Raw genomic sequence first — 18738 nt, forward strand, 5'->3', positions numbered from 1 at the left:
ACAAACAGGAGCGTAAAGCATGCTATTTTACTCTTTTCTTCTTATCAACCTTAGAAACAGGTTCTTGTTTTTCATGAACATTCTTCTTCCTATTGTCTTTTTAATCCTGTTTGGAGCAGTGTTTGGAAAGCAACAGACGGCGCCGTCTGTTGCTTTTTATTCAGACAGGGATGTAATTATTGATTTCGAGAACTGGACTAAGCTTTCAAATATTCCAACCGATGAAGAGATAAAAAGCAGCCCATACGATGCAGTTATTATTGGCAAGGATGGAAAAATCCTGGTTTTCGTAAAGTCGAATCTTCTACAAATTGATTATGAACTCCAAGTTTTTAAACTAAGGTATACAAGTAAGGGCTCAACCATCCCTGTGGAAGTTGTTTTGAACAATGTAAAGGTTGGTAAAGAACTGACATCTCTTGAGTACATAATGATAGGAGTTATCGCTATTTCTTTACTTTCTGTTGGAATGAATGCAGGAGTTAGTATTTACTCTGAATACGTAAGATACGGACTTTTCAAAAGACTTTCCGTAACTCCAATCTCTTCTTTAAAACTGCTCTTGAGCAGTGCCAGTGCTAATACGATAACTGGAATTGTTTCGTCTTTTGCTGTACTTTTACTTTCAAAATTTATATTTGGTGCAAATCTTAAAGTGAGTCTCTCACAGTTACCTGAGTATTTATTAGTTGTGATAAGTTCTGTCTTAGTGAACCTCGCGCTTGGTACAATCATAGGACTGCTATTCAAAAACGCAGCCCAAAGCGCTGCACAAATAATCTACACTATCTTCATTTTTTTCTCCGGAGTTTACTTTCCCATAGACTTCTTACCAAAGGCTCTTCGCTTTGTTTCTTATCTCACAACACCAAGGTACGTACATTTGTTATTCCAAAAAGTCTACAATATACCTGTGCTCGATGATTTCAGCTTCTACATGATAAACGCTGCCTTCATTTTTTCGGGAATAACAATTGCAAGCTTTGCAACGAGGAAATTTTTGCGTTCTGAGAATAAATAGCCAAATTTTGGTAGGTGGTATGTGTGGCAGAAAATGATTTTGTGCTCGTAGCTAAAGACCTTAAAAAATATTATCCCTCGGTAAAAGCCGTAGATGGAGTTTCGATAGAACTAAAGAAAGGAGAAATCATTTCTATACTTGGACCAAATGGAGCGGGTAAGACAACGACAGTTGAAATGCTCGAAGGCCTGAGGAAACCCGATAGTGGTCGAATAGTTTACTTTGGAAAATACGAAAAAATAACGGATGAAGTAAAAGAGAGAATAGGTGTCTGTCTACAGGAAAATTTCTTTTTCGAAGAACTCACCGTACTTGAGACCATTAGATTGTACGCGTCTCTTTACAGCACAAAAGTGGATTTCGAAGAGATAATTGACACATTTCAGTTACGTGAAAAACTAAATGCAAGAATCAAACATCTCTCTGGTGGGCAAAAGCAAAGATTAGCAGTTGCACTGGCATTTTTGAATAATCCCGATATCATCTTTTTAGACGAACCAACGGTGGGCTTGGACCCACAGGCAAGAAGACACCTTTGGGATGTGATTCTAAAATACAAAAAGGAAGGAAAATCGATAATTCTTACAACCCATTATATGGAGGAAGCGCACCAACTATCCGATAGAGTATATATCATGGACCACGGAAAGATTATTGCTCAGGGAACACCCCAGGAACTCATTTCATCCTCAGGATTGAACTCTGTTATCGAATTCCCAAAACAGTATGCAGACAAGATTAATTTCGAAGGGATGATGATTACAGGAGAATATGCATACATCTCCGTAGCAGACCCAATACCTGTTATCGAAAAACTTCTGGCAGTCAACGTCAGAAACTTTGTACTTAGACATCCTACACTGGAGGATGTATTTCTTAAACTCACAGGACGTAAAATTGACTAAAGGTAGGAGAAACATATGAAACCTACAAAAACAAGTAGTTTGATTGAACTATTTATTTCTTTGTTTAAGCAATTTTTCTTAAGGTCGAAAGAATCAGTTTTTTGGTTGGTAATATTCCCAACGATATTGTTTTTGATTCTAACAACAATCTTTGGAAATGTTGAGGAAAATGTGGAGCTAAAAGTCAAAATTCTTGGAGAAAGTAAAATGTTAGAAAACATATTCAGTGACATCAAACAATTCAAGGCTGAATTCATAATCTTTGCAAGCGATGCCGAAAAATCCTCCAAGTTGAAAGAGTTAGATAACGAGTTGCGTCCTGGAAAAATCCATGCTTTTGTAGTGCTTCCAGAAAACTTTGATTCAGAATTTTCAATAGCAACAATTCTTCAAAAGACGAAATTCCAGCGAAAAGTATTGGTTAACATCTATTATGTTCCTATAAGACAGGAGTCAAAACTTGCTGGGGACATCTTATCAAGCGTTTTTAATTCCCTTGGAACAAGGGAAGAAGTTTCTGTTGAAACATACAAACTGTCCGAAGGTGAGTTTGAATACAACGAATTTATCTATCCTGGTGTTATCGGAATGGCGATACTATCTGTATTCATTTTTGGTTTTATGAGCGAAGTCGAATACCTTTACAGAAGGGGAATGTTGCGCAGATTCTACACTACGCCAATTAACATCATCAATATTCTTATTTTCACAGCTCTTGTTAACATGATTGAACTGATTTTAGGTATATCGGTTCTAAGTTTATTTGCAAATTTAAAAGGCGTTGACGTTGGTAAGTACTTACCTTCAATGGTTTTACACGTTTCAATAGCTTGTGTTCTACTAACGTTGTTAAGTCTGAATGTCTTGATTTTTTCTAAGAACAAACCTTCCAGAATCTTCGTTTTAGGACAAATATACTTCCAAGTTCAGATGTTTGCAGGGGGTTTTTACTTCCCTCTGAAGTTTGCAAATCCAGTAGTTAAAAACTTCGCCCGTTTCTTACCTCTAACGTATACCGTTGATGCCTTACGCTTGCCAAAACACTTAAATGGTTTCGAGAAAGGACACATTCTCGTTCCGATAATATACATATTGCTCCTAGGGGTTAATCTGTTAATATTCTCAAAAAGGCTAAAGGTTGCTGAACAATGAGAATATATCAAAATATCAAACATAGAGGATGACAACAGAAATGAGGAAGAACGTTGGAGTGATAATTGTCTTTTCAGCACTTTCAGTGCTTATTCTCGTGTTATTAATCGAAAAGCAAATTACAAATTTAGACATCTCCGTGCATTTTACTGAAACAAAAGCACTGACGAATTTCGTTTTAGAATTCATAAACTCTTCTGATACTTTCCTTTACGTATCCGCACTTGATGTGAGTCATCCAATAATTCTTTCTGCCCTCAAAAAATTACAAGAAAACGGCGTTGATGTTAGGATTCTTACCGAAAAACCTGTTCTTGGACTTCCTTCGAAACTTGATGCTTCAAAGGGGTTGCACCATGTAAAGTTTATGGTAAATGACAATGGTGTAATATTTGGCTCTGCTAATTTTAGTGTAAGTGGTTTAGAAACAGGCCTAAATGACCTTATTTTGTTTCCTAAAAATCATAGCGAGAGATTTAAAGAGTTCTTCCTAAACCTATGGGAATATGGTAAAATTGGAACAGTCAAAGGCTTCTTGGTTTCACCTGTAGATAATCCCGAAGAAAAGGTACTCAGAGCTATACAGAAAGCTCGCAAGAGAATATACATTTGCATGTACGCATTTACCGATGAAAATATACTGGCTTCGATTAAATGGAAACAAAGCCAAGGAATAGATGTTCAAATTGTAACTGACAAATGGTTTTTAAGAAGTCGCATATCGAAATATCTTCAAGGTAACTGCAAAATCATTAGTAGAACCATGTTACATCACAAATTTATTATAGTCGATGACGAACTATTTACAGGGTCCACGAATTACACAGAAAGTGGCTTTCACAAAAACGTTGAGATGATTTGGAATACAAAAGACCGAAGGATTGTTAAGATGTATGAGCAAGTTTTCAAAGCATTGCTAAATGGGAGTTGGTAAGAATAAATGAACGGAAATACAACAAAGGTAATTAAAATTTCGGATTTGTATAACGATGATATCCAATATGCTTGCGATATTCTCAAAAATGGTGGATTGGTAGCATTTCCTACCGAAACAGTCTATGGGCTTGGCGCCTGTGCATTAAATCCTGAGGCTGTTAAGAAGATATTCGAAGTAAAAGGCAGGCCCCAGGATAATCCTTTGATAGTTCACCTTGCTTCATTCGAGCAAGTAAACGAAGTAGCTTATGTTGAGGAAAAGTATGTTAATGTAATCAAAAGACTAACCCCGGGACCTGTTACTTTTGTTCTTAAAAAAAAGTCAATTATTCCACCTGAAGTAACCGCTGGATTGGACACTGTAGGTGTACGTATTCCTGCTCATCCCATTGCGCAACGATTGGCTCAATGTGCGGGACCAATAGCAGCACCCAGTGCAAATTTATCAGGCAAACCTAGTCCGACAGATGCAAAGAGTGTAATAGAGGATCTATTTGGCCTTGTGGAATGTATTATCGATGCGGGAGAGAGCGCTTTTGGTATAGAATCAACTATCATCGACTTAACAAAAGAAAAACCACTTGTCCTTCGCCCTGGTCCTATCACTATCGAAGAGTTGAACGAGATATTCAAAGAATTTGGAGGGGTTGAATTCTATGTTCCGAAAGCTGATGAAAAGCCACTTGCACCTGGTATGAAATACCGGCATTACGCTCCAGAGAAAACATTAAAAATGGTTGAACCTGAGAAAATCCAGGAATATGCTAATAAAGATGTCTTAATTTTGTGTACTTTGGAAACTTGTGAGAAGTATCTAAAAGATGCCAAAAATATACATATAATTGGAGAATATGCAAGGCCGTACACTATCGCACAAAATCTCTACAAAAGTTTAAGACTTGTGGATAAGAGTCCTTATCCTGAGGCTGTAATTGAGAAATTGCCGGAAGAAGGCATATTTTTCTCGATAATGAATAGGATTAAAAAAGCAGTTTCAAAGTTTTGAAAATCGGTTAGCGTCAAGTCTCGGTAGGAGGGAAAAAAGTATGGCTGAATCTTTTGGAACACGAGAAAATCTTTGGCATTCGACCACTGTTATAGCAGTTAGAAAAGATGGGAAAGTAGTAATGGCTGCTGATGGTCAAGTGACCTACGGAGCAACTGTAATGAAAGGCACAGCTAAGAAAGTCAGAAAAATTGGAGATGGAAAAGTTCTTGCTGGATTTGCTGGTGCAGTCGCGGATGCAATGACATTACTCGAAAGGTTTGAAACAAAATACCGTGAATGGAACGGAAACTTATTGAAAGCTGCTATCGAACTTGCAAAGGACTGGCGATTGGATCGAGCATTAAGAAGGTTAGAAGCAATGCTTATCGTAGCTGACAAAGAACATCTATTGATTCTTTCAGGAACTGGCGAAGTAATCCAGCCAGATGAAAATGTAGCTGCTATCGGTTCAGGAGGTCCCTACGCATTAGCCGCGGCAAGAGCTCTACTTAGAAATACTCAACTTGATGCTCGAAAAGTTGCAGAAGAGGCTTTGAAAATTGCTAGTGAGATATGTATATATACGAATGAAAATATAACAGTCGAAGAATTAGAGTAACACTCCTTTGGACGTGATAGAACCTATGGTTGTTGCGTATGGGAACATACTTATTAGACTTTTTGGTGTTAATTCTCTAAAAGAAAAGCGTAGTATTGTGAGAAGCCTCGTAAACGATTTAAGAAAACAGTTCGAAATCTCTGTCATAGAATCGGGAAGACAAGATTCAAAAGACTACGTGCTTATAGGTATTGCTTTTGCAACACTTAACGAATCAGATGCTGAGGCAAAATTTGATACTATAGAAAACTATGTAGAAGGTCGATATACTATAGAAGAATTCACCTATGATTACCATCATTTTTAAACTCAAATACCAAAAGATGTAACCTGAGGAGGTAACCTATGAACACTCTATTCATCATAGAAGAACTAAGAGCATTAGTTGACAAATTGGTAAAGCCTGAAAGAATAGAACACGTGAACGGAGTTGTTGAGTTTTGTCTCAAATTAGCAAGAAGGTATAACTTGGAAAGTGATAAATTAGAAATTATGGCACTTGCTCATGACCTTTTTAGAGATTTACCTGCTGAAAAGCTAAAAAAGATTGCCAGTAGCTATGGTATTATCACGGAAGGTGTTTATGAAAAACGTCCTATCCTTTTACATGGACTAGTTGCTGCTGAGTTTCTAAAAAGAAAATACAAAATCGCTGACACAGATATGCTCTTAGGAGTTGCTTATCATACGTCAGGTCATCCAAATTTCGGACCATATGCAAAAGCCCTTGTGTTAGCTGATTCCCTGGAATTCACAAGGTATTATGAGAAAGTTAACCAACTTAGAGAAATAGCTTTTTACGATTTGAACATCGCCTATTTCGAAATAATTAAAAACAAAATCACTTATGCAGTGACTCATAACCTTTATCTACTACCACTTACAATAGAAACATGGAATGAATTAGTTGAAGGGAAGGAGTGAAAGTTCAAACTATGAGAACAAACAAAAGATATGTTGGTAAACAAAAAAGGCAAACAGAAGGAGCCTCTGCAAAAATTGCGTTGCTGGTTTTAGGTGTTATTCTTCTAGTTGCTGGTCTTTATTTTGGTATCAAAATCATGGCTGTAAGAAATTCCCCGGATTTTGATTTAAACAAGACTTCTGTATATTACTTTGTTTACCCGGTAAGCACGTCCAACATAGAGACAGTGGTGGGTAGACAAATCACAAACAAGCTCTTTATAGTGAATGGTGAAAAAAGAACGATTTACGTAATTGACATCCCACCAACGATTTTTATCAATTCAAAGAAGTTAGATGCAACAAAAGCAAGTCCAAGGGATTTTCTGACGTATTTTATCGATTTGCTTGCTCTGAAACCAGACTACTCCTACGTTGTTTATCAAAAAGAAGAGTTTTTTAAGAAGCTGAAAGTAAGAGACATGAATCAATTAGTTGAAACCTACAGCAAACGTGGGCTAAAGTTTTTAGACTATTTATCTTTGCAAAGTCAAATAACGGCATTACGTCCGGAATCTGCAATTACAGAAGCAGCACTTGCAAAATTTTACTATTCACTGGGAAGATTTAGTATTGAAAATGTCCAAATTCCATTGCTTACGACAATGCCAATTAAGATTACAGTCGATGGAAACGTTTACTACAGGACCTACTTAGACGAAGAGAAACTAAATGAACTTGTAAGTATATTTAATAAATAACTGCTTTCTTAAAACATTCAAAAAGCTTGAGAAGGAGGGTTAGTATGAAAAAAGCGTTTCTTGTTGTATTTATGTTTTTCATGTTTTCCCTGGGTTTTTCTTTTGAATTGAACATAGGAACGTTTTATTCCTTCAATCAAAACTTTTTATTTGCGGTTGAGCTGAATTCCTTTTCGCAGCTAGTAAACGCTCCGAACACTACCACCGGTTTTACCGCAATGGTTTTATCAAACCTTTCTGACAGCCTCCTTGGTATGTTTGGCGGTATCGCCAAATATGATATTCAACTCAACTTTGGGAAGGTCTCTCTTTACGGAGCTGGCGGAATGCTCTTTCCTTTGACAGGTTTTGGTTTTGAAAAGATAACAAGCATAGTTCGTGTTGGTGCAAAATATTACGCTGGAAACTTTGTTTTTAATACTGGTATTTTTTCGTTCTATTTGTCGGATAATTCAAAAGTTGAAGGTGTTGAATTTCTTATCGGTTATACCTTTTAACTACTGATTTTCTGAGCATTTTTTCGTATGGTTTTTCATCCGTTGTTTTGCAAGAGTATGCACTTGAAATGAAGGCTTGAAAAGTAGAGATTATTCGTGTAGTATAATTCACAGCTATCAGACCTTAACACTTCAAAAACTCCAAGGGAGGTATCACGTATGGCAGTAAATATGAAAGGACGCTCCATTCTTTCACTGATGGACAACACACCAGAGGAAATTCGTTACCTGCTCGACATTGCAAAACAAGTTAAAGCAGAAAGCAGAGCAGGAATTAGGCATCAGAGATTTGTGGGGAAAACTCTTGCGTTGATTTTTGAAAAAAGGTCAACAAGAACAAGGCTAGCATTTGAAACTGCTTTTGCAGAAGAAGGTGGGCACCCCATCTTCCTTTCCATCCAAGACATACAACTAGGAGCTAAGGAATCCATCGAAGATACTGCGAGAGTCCTTGGTAGAATGGTTGATGCCATTGAATTCAGAGGTTTCAAACAAGAAACGGTTGAAATTCTTGCAAAGTATTCAGGAGTTCCCGTTTACAATGGTTTAACTGACCTATTCCATCCCACTCAGGTTTTGGCAGACCTTCAAACTATAGAAGAAGAGTTCGGAAGACTAAAAGGAATTAAGCTTGTTTTCATGGGTGACGGAAGAAACAATATGGCAAACTCCCTCATGGTTGGAGCAGCAAAGATGGGCATGCACTACGTTATTTGCTCACCAGAATCTCTCAGACCGGAAAAATGGCTTGTTGACGAATGTATGAAGTTTGCTAAAGAAAGTGGTGCAACAATCGAATTTACCGATAATCCAGACGAAGCAGTAAAAGGTGCAGATGTTATCTACACAGATGTTTGGGCATCCATGGGTGAAGAGGACAAAGCAGCAGAAAGAAGAAAATTACTCCAGCCATACCAAGTTAATGAAGAACTAATGAGAAAAACAGGTAAGCCAGAGACAATCTTTATGCACTGTCTACCAGCTGTAAAAGGCGAAGAAGTTACATTTGAAGTAATCGAAGGAAAACAATCAAGAGTATGGGATGAAGCTGAGAACAGAAAACACACAATTAAGGCGATACTTATTGCCACATTGCTCTAATTATTGTTGTGCTGAATGACAATCTGAGATACTGCAAACAAAAGCGGTGGGAAACACCCACCGCTTTGTTTTTTAAACAAATGATTAGGATTTTTGCATGTTCTCCATGTTCTCTACATTCTCTCTATTAGTTTGTACAATGTCTTCGCCGCAAGGTAAGTACCTTCTTTTTCGTATCCTTCTACCCCTAACATCGTTCTGATTTCACCAACTTTTACTCCCGTTTCAAACATCTTTCTCAAGAACTTTTCTGCGATTTTGTGGTGTTCTTCTTTTCTCTGTACAGCACCAAATGGATTGGCGAAATAGCTCTCCGTCATTCCTTCCTCGGATGTTGTTCCTTTCGACATCCTTTTACCTGCGGAAAAGACCTCTAATGCTTTTTCGACATCGTCAAAGAAGATTATCCTTTCGTCATCACTATGCACTTCAGTGTAATTATTGGCATATAAAAAGAAATCGATGGGGGTTGGTGTAACTATCTCTCTATAATTGTTGAATGGAACAATCACTCTTGCATTGATCTTGTCTGGGTTCATAAAAATACTTCTATCCATTGTATAGTAAGCGTATCCCGGTGGTAAATCGTCTAGTCTCACAAACGCACCTGTTTCTGTTCCGTATGCAACTACCCTACCATTAAGTATGTCAAGTGAACCCATGTCGTCTATGATAACATCCACATACGCAACTTCTTCCAACCTATTCAGCGCATCCAAAGTTTCACTTTTCCCTGCCCCGCTGTCACCAACAAACATTGCAACCCCACTTTTACCATTTTTCAACACTATACGTGCCATAGACCCGTGGACTGGAAGCCGTCCTTGGTCTATCCTTATCAAGTTGTGAAGTGTAAGCATTGTTTTTTTCATGTATCCGAAATAGTCGTTTTCATCCAAGGCTGGAATTACTCCTACGTAAAGCTCCCCATCCTTGAACACAACTCCGTTTTTCCATTCGGTCTTATAATCTGGAATTCTTTCAATAGGTAGCCCGAAAATCAAAACCCCTGAGGTTTTCTTGCTTTTTATATCGACGATATTTGCAAATTGGAATAAGTTACCTAAACCTGCAGCATGCGACAGGTACTCTCTGTGCACAAAAACATAAACTAACAGTTCGGCTACCAAGACTGGCACAAGAAACCATTCGCGTTCTTTGTTATCTAACTTTATTTGACTCAGAATCTCTTTTTCAACAACTGGTAGAACTCCCTTTCTTTTATTAGATTTTGTGTAGAAGATAACCGGCGGATCGAATATAGCACCCCAAACTGTTGGTATATTTGTAAATGATTGAAATCTCTCATCGGGAATCTCTATATCATCAACCAAAAATGTAACCTGAGCACCACTCGGCAATTGCCTGATAATGTTTGTATCGTCTGGTGTGATGTTCTTCATAATTGTCCGATACAGATTCCTCACCAAATTCTTGAATTCCTCGGCAATTATAACAGCGGTAAAAAAAATGCTGTTTTTTCTTGCATTATCGATGGTGTACCTTTCCTTCTTAATCATAAATCTGTGCTTATTCCTCCAAAATGAGTAGAAAGATTCGACAAATTTTGCCAAATCATCCGGGTTCACGTAATTTATAATCGTTGTAATCTCGCGGATATTTCTCAAAGTCAACAAATGGAGGTATTCAATAAGGTGCTTAACATCGTAATTATCTCCTATGCGAAAAGCCTCCAATGTTCTCAAAAGCTGCGAATTCTTTTCTTTTAAAATGTCGATATACTCTCGAAGAAGAGATTCAAAGCCTGGGTTACTCAATATCTCGCTTGAGTCTGTGTAGACTATGGAACCATCGATAATCACACTTCTTCCCATCTTATTCCCTCCTTCAAAAGAAACGCCAAACGCCTTTTATCTGTAAGATAAAGATATCCAATCAATGCCTCAAAACCTGTGCTTTTGATATAAAGGCGATCATTACCATGCTTTCTAGCACTCTTACTGTTCATGCCACGTCGAACTATATCTTTTTCTTTTTCCGTTAGAATAGGTAAAATCTTGTCCAACGCTTTACTCTGACCTTCGCGTGAAACGTAAGTATTAGAAAGTCGGTGCAACTCCCTTGCTTTAATATCTTTTAAAACGTATAACTTAATATAAAGATTATAAACAGCATCTCCAAGATAAGCTAGTGCGTCGCTAGATAATTCTTCTACATTAACTGAAGGCTCTGGAAAAACCTCGAACGCTTCAGGCTGCACTTGATTTTTCTCTTCTTTCCACATTTCTTGTGGCAACTATATCAGCTCCTGTATTAAGAACATCTTTAATAATTATGTCTCCAACTCTCACAGGCGCTTCAACTTTGGTATTTTTCAAGATATCCATTACTTGCATGATAACCCTTCTAGGAATAGGTTTATTTGTTTTTACCGATACCAAAGGCATGTCACCATTCAAAACCAATACACTTGAAGTCAATATTCTTAAAGGTTCTACCATCTCTTGTTTACCGTATTCAATTCCACGTGGACATCTATTTCCAGAAACAGTAATTTCACCGTTATCTTCTTGTTTGACAATCAACCTACATCCCAGTGGACACATGATACAGACCATCTCTTCTACTTTCATTCTAACACCTCCACTACGATGTCGCCACTCCCTATTTTCGACTCAGGAATCTTAATGCTTACCATCTCGCTCGGTAAGAGATTTAAGTGTTTTTTGCTGTATAACAAGTTGTTTCTTTGTTTTACGCGAATAGTTCCTTCTTCCATAGGCTTTTTCACTCGCAAGTAGATATTTAAGTTTGTGCCTTCCTCATACCACGACGGGAAGAGGATGCCAACATTTTGTCCTTTTTCAACGAAAAATTTTGCTGGTTCCCAGCTGTTCTTGACGTACATCGCTGCAAACTTTCCAGCGACGGTACCTTCTTCTGTAACCCAGTCCACAAGGTCATAAATTACCGTACAATTGCCTGCTGCGAAAATCCAGTTAAGAGATGACCTTCCAGAACTTGATGTTACTATCCCTTTTGTCCATGGGTCAATTTTGAGAAAATCTTTAAAGAGCGTACTTTGAGGAATTAATCCAACCGATAGTATCAAAGTGTCAACCTTAAACCTTTTTTCCGTTCCTGGAATAGGTTTGAAACTCTCGTCAAGTTGGGCAATAACAACCTCCTCAAGCCTTTCCTTCCCATAGATACCAACCACTGTATGGCTCAGGTAAAGAGGAATGTTAAAATCCTTCAGACACTGCCTTATGTTTCTTTCAAGTCCTCCTGGATAAGGCATCCTTTCAACAACAGCAATAACTTCAACGCCTTCCAGCGTAAGTCTTCTCGCCATAATCAAACCTATATCTCCAGACCCCACTATTATTGCCCTTCTTCCCGGCAATCTATTTTCCAAATTCACAAACCTCTGAGCAACCCCGGCTGTAAAAACTCCTGCAGGTCTTGTGCCAGGGACAAGTATTCCTCCCATAGGCCTTTCCCTTGCTCCAGTTGCAACAATTAGCGCTTTTGGCTTGTAAACCGTTATCCCTTCAGTCGAAGCAACTATAACCTCTTTTCTTTTGTAGTCTATCTGGTGGACGTATTGTTCGACCTTTACATCTATGTTTGGATATTGTTGAACTATCCTCTTGATTCTCTCTGCGTACTCAGGTCCTGTCAGTTCTTCTCTGAAATAATGTAGTCCAAAACCATTGTGGATACATTGATTCAACACACCACCACTTCTATCATCACGCTCTACCAAAACTACTTCATTAACACCTTCTCGTGCAGCTCCAATTGCTGCACCAAGACCTGCAGCTCCAGCACCGATGACAAGAATGTCTACGTTCTTTTCTCTCATTACTTTCTCACCTGCCCTAAGAGTATGAAACTACCTTCGCTACGAAGTCTTATATCTGAAATATCAGTTCCAAACTCTCTTGCCAGTATTTTCATTATCCTGTGCATGCAGAATCCTCCCTGGCAACTACCAAACATCGCGCGTGTTCTGAACTTTATCCCGTCTATTGTTCTTGCTCCACGCTTTATGGCTTCAAGTATTTCTCGCTCTGTCACTTTATTACAAAAACATATCATCCTCCCAGCAAGCGGGTCTTTCTTAATCTCTTCATCCCAAACGGAAGCGGGTAAGTCTGCGTAGTGCTTTATTCTTTCTCTTGTAGGTTTGAAATCTGACTTTTTCTGGAACGTTTCACCGATCGATTCTTGAACTTCCTCAACAATGAACTTTGCAATTGCGGGTGCGGCAGTTAAGCCAGGTGAACGCATAGCTATAACATTGAAAAACCCTATTACACTGGTCCTTCCGACAAAGAAATCTTTCTGAGGACTTTCGGGTCTTAAACCTGCAAAGGTTTTTATAGAGGCTCTGAAATCGATTAAAGGAGTCATCTTTAGTGCTTTTGACATGAGAGCTTCAAATCCTTCAAGTGTTGTAGAAGTATCCTCTCTGAATTCTCGTTCCGGTGGTAGGTCAACGGCAGTGGGTCCAACTAAGATACCCCCATCCACCGTCGGAGTTACGAGCGTCCCTTTACCAAGTACTGAAGGTGTTGGAAACAGTATACTCTTTACAAAGCCACTGAATTCTTGCTTATCTAAGAGAATATACTCTCCCTTCCTTGGATGCAATGGTACAAATTCAGCACCAGCCATCTTTGCAACTTCGTCACCGTGCATTCCTGCAGCGTTGATGACAACATCTATCTCAAACTCTCCCTTATTAGTCACAAGCTTTTTAACTCTTTGGTTTTCTGTCACTATTTCAAGAACTTGTGTGTCAAGAAAGAGTTTAGCTCCGTTCTCAATGGCGTTTTCTACTGCTGCCATTGCGACCATCCAAGGTTCCGTTATCCCAGCTGTTGGTGCCCAAAGAGCAGCCATAACTTCGGGATTAATGTTTGGTTCGTATGAAAGGATTCTATCTCTATCCCAAATTTCCAGACCTGGTACCCCGTTCATTTCACCACGTTTGTAAAGCTCCTCCAGAATTCTTATTTCCTCATCTTTGAAAGCAAGTACCAAAGAACCTATTCTCTTCAAATCAAACTGCAATTCTTTTGAAAGCTCAGTGTACATTGCATTTCCTGGAACACAAAACTTTGAACGTACCGTTCCTGGTTCATCATCATATCCAGCGTGAACTATCGCAGAATTAGCTTTTGTCACTCCCATCCCTACATCCCAATTCTTTTCGAAAATCAAAACTTCAACATCGTATCGGCACAACTCTCTAGCAATCAGTGCTCCAACAACACCAGCACCAATAATTCCTATTCGCACACTTACACCCCCAACTTTAGTGTTCTTATATATTTTACCACAAAAAATACGCCTAATGCTTGCGAATATGTGCTTGAAAAATTGTCATAGTTCTATTACCCTATCTTGAAAGTATCAAAGTATCTCAGCTATGGTATAATTTACTTTGAATCGCCATCCAATCAGGCATAGAAAAGGAGGAACATGTCGTGTTTGTCTCTTTTGAAGGCATAGATGGTTGTGGCAAAAGCACCCAAATAGAGATGTTTACAAAATATCTCCAGTCCAAAGGTATTGAGTTTGTTAAAGTAAGAGAACCCGGGGGTACAAAATTAGGGGAGAAAATACGACAGCTTTTGATTAGCGAAGAAATGACTTCAAGAAGTGAATTGCTCCTTTTCTTGGCTTCTAGAGCCCAGTTGGTTGAGGAAGTTATAAAACCTGCTTTGGAAGAAGGAAAAATAGTGGTAGCCGATAGGTTTGCACATTCAAGCGTAGCGTACCAAGGTTGTGGAAGAAACTTGGGTATAGATGTGGTAAAAATGCTTAATGATTTTGCTACGGATCATGTTTACCCGGACTTAGTGTTCTACATAGACATTCCTGCAGAGGTCGCTATATCGAGAATAAATAAGGAGCAAAGAGACAGGATTGAACAAGAAGGTTTAGAATTTTTTGAAAAAGTCAGAAATTGTTATCTGGAGTTGTGTAAAAATGAAAAGAATTTTGTTCTAATTGATGGCACGAAAGATGTGGAAACTATTAGCAAGCAGATTATAAGGATATTTGAGGGGCTATACAAGGTGTAGATTATTGGATATCTCAAGTATTGAGGCGATTAATTAAATCATAGACATGTATTTTTCGAGGATATCTCTTATAAAATCTAACATATTCTCTATCATCCAACCAAACAAAAACATAAGGGTCAAAAAAACAACAATGATACGTGGTGCAAAGGTCAATGTCTGCTCATGAATTTGAGTAGCAGCTTGGAAGATACTAATCAAAATACCAACTGCGAGACTAACAAGCAGAGGGGGAGTTATAAGCATTAAAAGAAGCTGAATACCGTGTTTCACTATATCCAAGAAAACCTCGAGTGTCATGGTGCAAACTCCTTTCTTTCATTTTAAATTCTCCATAAATTATATCAGAAAAAATTTTTGTAAGCAAATAACCGAAACTAACGACTATTAGGATGGGGCAAGATGAAAGTTGTGAGGTATCGAATATACACCGTTATCTTTTAAACAGAGGTCTTAGGGATCCCTTTTTCTACCATCCTGCGGCTATATACCAAAACCTGAGTTTTCGGGAATTACTTATAATGGGAGATTTTACTCCGACTTTAGTACTCCAGTAAGCATTGTTAGAAATAAACCAATAACCGTGAATATGAAAGTTTCTGGAAACTACACATTCACATATACCAAAAAGCAAAAGTAGCCGAGGTCAATTTCTCTGAGTAGACTTATGCATTTAATTTAACAACAACCGATGACAAATACCTTTTTGTTTCAACTGACAGCGGCTTGATAGTATACGATGTATCGAACATATCTGACATAAAACCTCTCTTTACCTTAAGTATGCCTATGTTCAAAGCTATTAGAAGATAAAGAAGCCACCGCGCAGCATTTACTAATTCAATTGAAATACAAAGGGGGATGGAACAAACTATCCCCTTTTCTTTTCTGAAAAAAGTGAGAAAATAGCACTACAAAAATGTTTGATATATGGTAATATATACAAAAAAACAAACGTGAAAAAGATAAAGGTGCAAAGGAGGGAGAGAAAAATTGGAACCCCTTACCAGACAAAAGTTTTCAGAACTCCTATCACAGAGAGTGATGTTCTTAGATGGTGCTTATGGTACAGAACTTTTCAAACGAGGATATATTAAGAACAGAGAACCCATTGAGTTACTCAACATCACCAATGCTAAAGCGGTTTTGTCACTGCAATCTGACTACGTTTGCGCAGGGGTTGATTTCCTACTTACAAACACTTTCAGTGCAAATAGGCATAAGTTAATGAAATTGGGATACGATGAGTATTTTAAGGAGATCAACCAATCTGCTGTAAAGATTGCGAAAGAGGCAACTAAGGTTGCCAACAAGCAGGTCTTTGTTTTAGGGGATATCTCTTCCGTTGGGGAAATGATAGAACCTCTTGGGGAACTGAAATCGAAATACGTATACAACATTTTCAAAGAGCAAGTTGAAGTCCTGGTTGATGTGGGCGTGGATGGTATCATTATCGAAACAATGAGTGATATAAAGGAGGCAAAACTTGCGTATTTGGCGGCAAGAGATGTGGCTCCAGAAATACCTGTATTGGTGAGTATGACTTTTGAAGAAAACGGCGTTACTGTAACAGGTACAAGTTTAGAAGTTTACGTTGCTTTGTTCAACGATTTGGATGTTGATGCAATAGGTATCAATTGTACGCTGACACCTGAAAAGATGGTTCCGCTTGTAAAAAAATTGGTTGCGCTTTCGAAAAAACCGGTTTTTGTTGAACCGAACGCGGGAAAACCTACTCTGTCCGCAGATGGAAAATTGACTTACAAAACCACCCCTGAAGAATTCACTATATACATCGAAGATTACGTTGAACTGGGTGCGAATATCGTAGGTGGATGTTGTGGTACAGGACCGGAACACATCAAGTACATGGTCCAGCATATTGGTCTGAAAAGACCAAAAGCTAGGAAAGTCGAAGAGCTGAATGTGGTTACAAGCAGGGTTCATATGTTTAACGTTGCACCATTCTTGGTCGTAGGGGAACGTATCAACGCATCCGCAAGAAAAAAACTGCATAATGAAATTCGAGAATTCAACTTTGAGAACGTTTTAAAACTTGCTAAATCCCAGGAACAAGAAGGAGCACAAGTAATTGATGTTAACTTTGGAATAGAATCCGTTTTATCAGAAGAACATTTTTCTAAAGCAATTGTTGAACTCGACAAAATTGTAAGCATCCCAATCTCTTTCGATATTCAGTACAACGAATTTTTAGAAAGTGCATTGATGGAGTACCCTGGAAGACCGCTAATTAATTCTTCCAAGGCAACAAAGGAAGAACTCGACAAGAAGATAAGGTTACTCAAAAGGTATGGTGGCTTACTGATTGTTCTTGCAATGGGTAAAGAGATACCAAAGACAGCAGAGGAACGGTACACATTAGGTAAAATGGCTGTAGAATATCTAGAAAGCCAAGGAATAGACCGTTCAAGGATTTTCGTTGACCCGTTGGTTTTACCCATTGGTGCAAACCAAGATTACAACGTAACACTTGAAACTATCAAAAAGCTCTCATCCGATGGAATAAAAACAATGATAGGACTTTCCAACTTCAGTTTTGGAATGCCAAACCGAGATGAATTGAATGCTTCATTCCTAGCTTTAGCAATGCATTCAGGATTATCAGGAGCGATCCTGAATACATCAGAAGACGCGACTATGAAAATTCTAAGAGGGATGATAAGAATTTTAGGAAAGGAAAGTGCTCGAATAAGTGAAGAAGTAAAAAGTAGCGAATTAGTACATTTGCTTCTTCGTGGTAACTTAAACGATGCGGAAAAACATGTACTGTCCTTCTTAGACACATTAACACCAATCGAGATAATTCAAACAATTCTTGCTAAAGCAATGGAAGAAATAGGCAACCTTTATGCTGAAAATAAGATTTATCTTCCCCATTTGATTCTTGCAGCAGAAACTTCGAAGCCCATATTTAACAAGCTACTTTCCATGGTAGCAGAAAAGGATTCTGCAAGGTTGGGCAGGATTCTTCTTGCGACAGTTGAAGGTGACATCCACGATATCGGAAAGAAAATAGTAGCAACAGTTTTAGAAAGTGCAGGATTTGAAGTAATTGATATAGGCAAGGATGTGCCGGCAAGCGTGATATTGGAAAAAGTTAAGGAATTAAAGCCAGATATTGTAGGCTTGTCAGCAATGATGACAACAACAGTTATTCAGGTTGGACACGTGGTCAAAACACTTAGAGATAACGGAATAGAAATTCCTGTCATAGCTGGTGGTGCTTCAATGAATGGAGAGCTTGCTAAGAGATTTGGAAGCTACTACGCAAAAGATGCCCAGGAAGCTGTCAAATTGTGCAAACAAATTTTGACTAATAACCAATGAAAGAAGGAGGCTCCAAAGCCTCCTTCTTTTTAACCCTTTTTCGAATAATAGTCAGAAACTATTTCGAACATTTTATCTATCTCTTGGAGCTTTGACTCTTTCACTTCTGTTGGCAAGCTAGAAGCTAGTATTGCTTTTCTTAGGGCGTAATATCTGTAGGATGCGTCCCAGTAATTATCATAAGGAGTTAACCCAAAAGTTTTAAAAGCTCTTAACAGTTCTTCATTATCTATACCATTCACTGCACTTCTTCCTTTTCGAAATTCACGCCTGCTACCAACACTTGTTTCTGATTCCGGTTCTGTGAAAAATCTAAGAAGAGCGTACAATGTGTAAAAAATTAGTATCATAGCTCCTATCCTAAGAACCAGAAAAACCCAACTAATCGGTGGTATCGGGAAATAGTAATAAAGTTCAAAATCCATAATACCACCCCGCCTTCATAACT

At 38.3% G+C, this 18738-nt stretch carries 20 protein-coding genes; 13 read left to right on the top strand and 7 right to left on the bottom strand.

Annotated elements, in window-relative coordinates:
• The first annotated feature begins 19 nt into the window (after positions 1-19).
• The 11 genes from FERPE_RS04705 (at position 20) to argF (ending at position 8883) form a co-directional block, all read left to right on the top strand.
• On the top strand, positions 20-1021 hold the full coding sequence (locus FERPE_RS04705; RefSeq protein WP_014451508.1) for an ABC transporter permease: 1002 nt from the start codon (positions 20-22) through the stop codon (positions 1019-1021).
• A 23-nt stretch (positions 1022-1044) separates the two neighbouring features.
• Entirely contained in the window at positions 1045-1926 is an 882-nt protein-coding gene (locus FERPE_RS04710) for an ABC transporter ATP-binding protein (RefSeq protein ID WP_014451509.1), read from the top strand.
• Positions 1927-1941: 15 nt separating this feature from the next.
• Entirely contained in the window at positions 1942-3078 is a 1137-nt protein-coding gene (locus FERPE_RS04715) for an ABC transporter permease (protein ID WP_014451510.1), read from the top strand.
• Between the two features lie 40 nt (positions 3079-3118).
• Positions 3119-4012, top strand: a complete 894-nt coding sequence (locus tag FERPE_RS04720; RefSeq protein WP_014451511.1) for a phospholipase D-like domain-containing protein — start codon at positions 3119-3121, stop codon at positions 4010-4012.
• Between the two features lie 6 nt (positions 4013-4018).
• A complete protein-coding gene (locus tag FERPE_RS04725) occupies positions 4019-5020 on the top strand; it encodes an L-threonylcarbamoyladenylate synthase (RefSeq protein WP_014451512.1) in 1002 nt (333 codons plus the stop codon).
• 40 nt (positions 5021-5060) lie between these two features.
• Positions 5061-5621, top strand: a complete 561-nt coding sequence (gene hslV / locus FERPE_RS04730; RefSeq protein ID WP_014451513.1) for an ATP-dependent protease subunit HslV — start codon at positions 5061-5063, stop codon at positions 5619-5621.
• Between the two features lie 13 nt (positions 5622-5634).
• Positions 5635-5928 carry a DUF503 domain-containing protein gene (locus FERPE_RS04735; RefSeq protein WP_245530448.1) on the top strand — a complete coding sequence of 98 codons (294 nt, stop codon included), beginning with the start codon at positions 5635-5637 and terminating at the stop codon, positions 5926-5928.
• A gap of 38 nt (positions 5929-5966) precedes the next feature.
• A complete protein-coding gene (gene yqeK, locus FERPE_RS04740; protein WP_014451515.1) occupies positions 5967-6545 on the top strand; it encodes a bis(5'-nucleosyl)-tetraphosphatase (symmetrical) YqeK in 579 nt (192 codons plus the stop codon).
• Positions 6546-6556: 11 nt separating this feature from the next.
• The gene (locus FERPE_RS04745) at positions 6557-7285 is read left to right on the top strand and encodes a hypothetical protein (protein ID WP_014451516.1); all 729 of its coding nucleotides are present in this window, start codon (positions 6557-6559) and stop codon (positions 7283-7285) included.
• 44 nt (positions 7286-7329) lie between these two features.
• Positions 7330-7782, top strand: a complete 453-nt coding sequence (locus tag FERPE_RS04750; RefSeq protein ID WP_014451517.1) for a hypothetical protein — start codon at positions 7330-7332, stop codon at positions 7780-7782.
• Positions 7783-7941: 159 nt separating this feature from the next.
• Entirely contained in the window at positions 7942-8883 is a 942-nt protein-coding gene (gene argF / locus FERPE_RS04755) for an ornithine carbamoyltransferase (RefSeq protein WP_014451518.1), read from the top strand.
• 113 nt (positions 8884-8996) lie between these two features.
• Here the strand turns inward: argF and FERPE_RS04760 are convergent, their stop codons facing one another.
• Genes FERPE_RS04760 through FERPE_RS04780 form a run of 5 tightly spaced genes read right to left on the bottom strand, consistent with a single transcriptional unit; the run spans position 8997 to position 14154 of the window.
• On the bottom strand, positions 8997-10718 hold the full coding sequence (locus FERPE_RS04760; protein WP_014451519.1) for a hypothetical protein: 1722 nt from the start codon (positions 10716-10718) through the stop codon (positions 8997-8999).
• Entirely contained in the window at positions 10703-11140 is a 438-nt protein-coding gene (locus FERPE_RS04765) for a Mini-ribonuclease 3 (protein WP_014451520.1), read from the bottom strand. Before FERPE_RS04765 ends, FERPE_RS04760 begins: the two co-directional genes overlap by 16 nt.
• Complete coding sequence (locus tag FERPE_RS04770; RefSeq protein ID WP_014451521.1) at positions 11094-11477, bottom strand: DUF1667 domain-containing protein; 384 nt, start codon at positions 11475-11477, stop codon at positions 11094-11096. Before FERPE_RS04770 ends, FERPE_RS04765 begins: the two co-directional genes overlap by 47 nt.
• A complete protein-coding gene (locus tag FERPE_RS04775; RefSeq protein ID WP_014451522.1) occupies positions 11474-12712 on the bottom strand; it encodes an NAD(P)/FAD-dependent oxidoreductase in 1239 nt (412 codons plus the stop codon). Before FERPE_RS04775 ends, FERPE_RS04770 begins: the two co-directional genes overlap by 4 nt.
• The gene (locus tag FERPE_RS04780) at positions 12712-14154 is read right to left on the bottom strand and encodes an NAD(P)/FAD-dependent oxidoreductase (protein ID WP_014451523.1); all 1443 of its coding nucleotides are present in this window, start codon (positions 14152-14154) and stop codon (positions 12712-12714) included. Before FERPE_RS04780 ends, FERPE_RS04775 begins: the two co-directional genes overlap by 1 nt.
• A 188-nt stretch (positions 14155-14342) precedes the next feature.
• Here FERPE_RS04780 and tmk point away from each other — a divergent pair, with 188 nt between their 5' ends.
• Positions 14343-14942, top strand: a complete 600-nt coding sequence (gene tmk, locus FERPE_RS04785; RefSeq protein ID WP_014451524.1) for a dTMP kinase — start codon at positions 14343-14345, stop codon at positions 14940-14942.
• A gap of 33 nt (positions 14943-14975) precedes the next feature.
• Here the strand turns inward: tmk and fliQ are convergent, their stop codons facing one another.
• The gene (gene fliQ, locus FERPE_RS04790; protein ID WP_014451525.1) at positions 14976-15242 is read right to left on the bottom strand and encodes a flagellar biosynthesis protein FliQ; all 267 of its coding nucleotides are present in this window, start codon (positions 15240-15242) and stop codon (positions 14976-14978) included.
• 693 nt (positions 15243-15935) lie between these two features.
• Here fliQ and FERPE_RS04795 point away from each other — a divergent pair.
• The gene (locus FERPE_RS04795; protein WP_014451526.1) at positions 15936-18290 is read left to right on the top strand and encodes a homocysteine S-methyltransferase family protein; all 2355 of its coding nucleotides are present in this window, start codon (positions 15936-15938) and stop codon (positions 18288-18290) included.
• Between the two features lie 29 nt (positions 18291-18319).
• On the opposite strand, the gene FERPE_RS04800 is transcribed toward FERPE_RS04795, so the two are convergent.
• Complete coding sequence (locus FERPE_RS04800; RefSeq protein ID WP_014451527.1) at positions 18320-18715, bottom strand: hypothetical protein; 396 nt, start codon at positions 18713-18715, stop codon at positions 18320-18322.
• Positions 18716-18738 lie beyond the last annotated feature (23 nt).

This window comes from Fervidobacterium pennivorans DSM 9078 (assembly GCF_000235405.2).
Classification (GTDB): Bacteria; Thermotogota; Thermotogae; order Thermotogales; family Fervidobacteriaceae; genus Fervidobacterium; species Fervidobacterium pennivorans.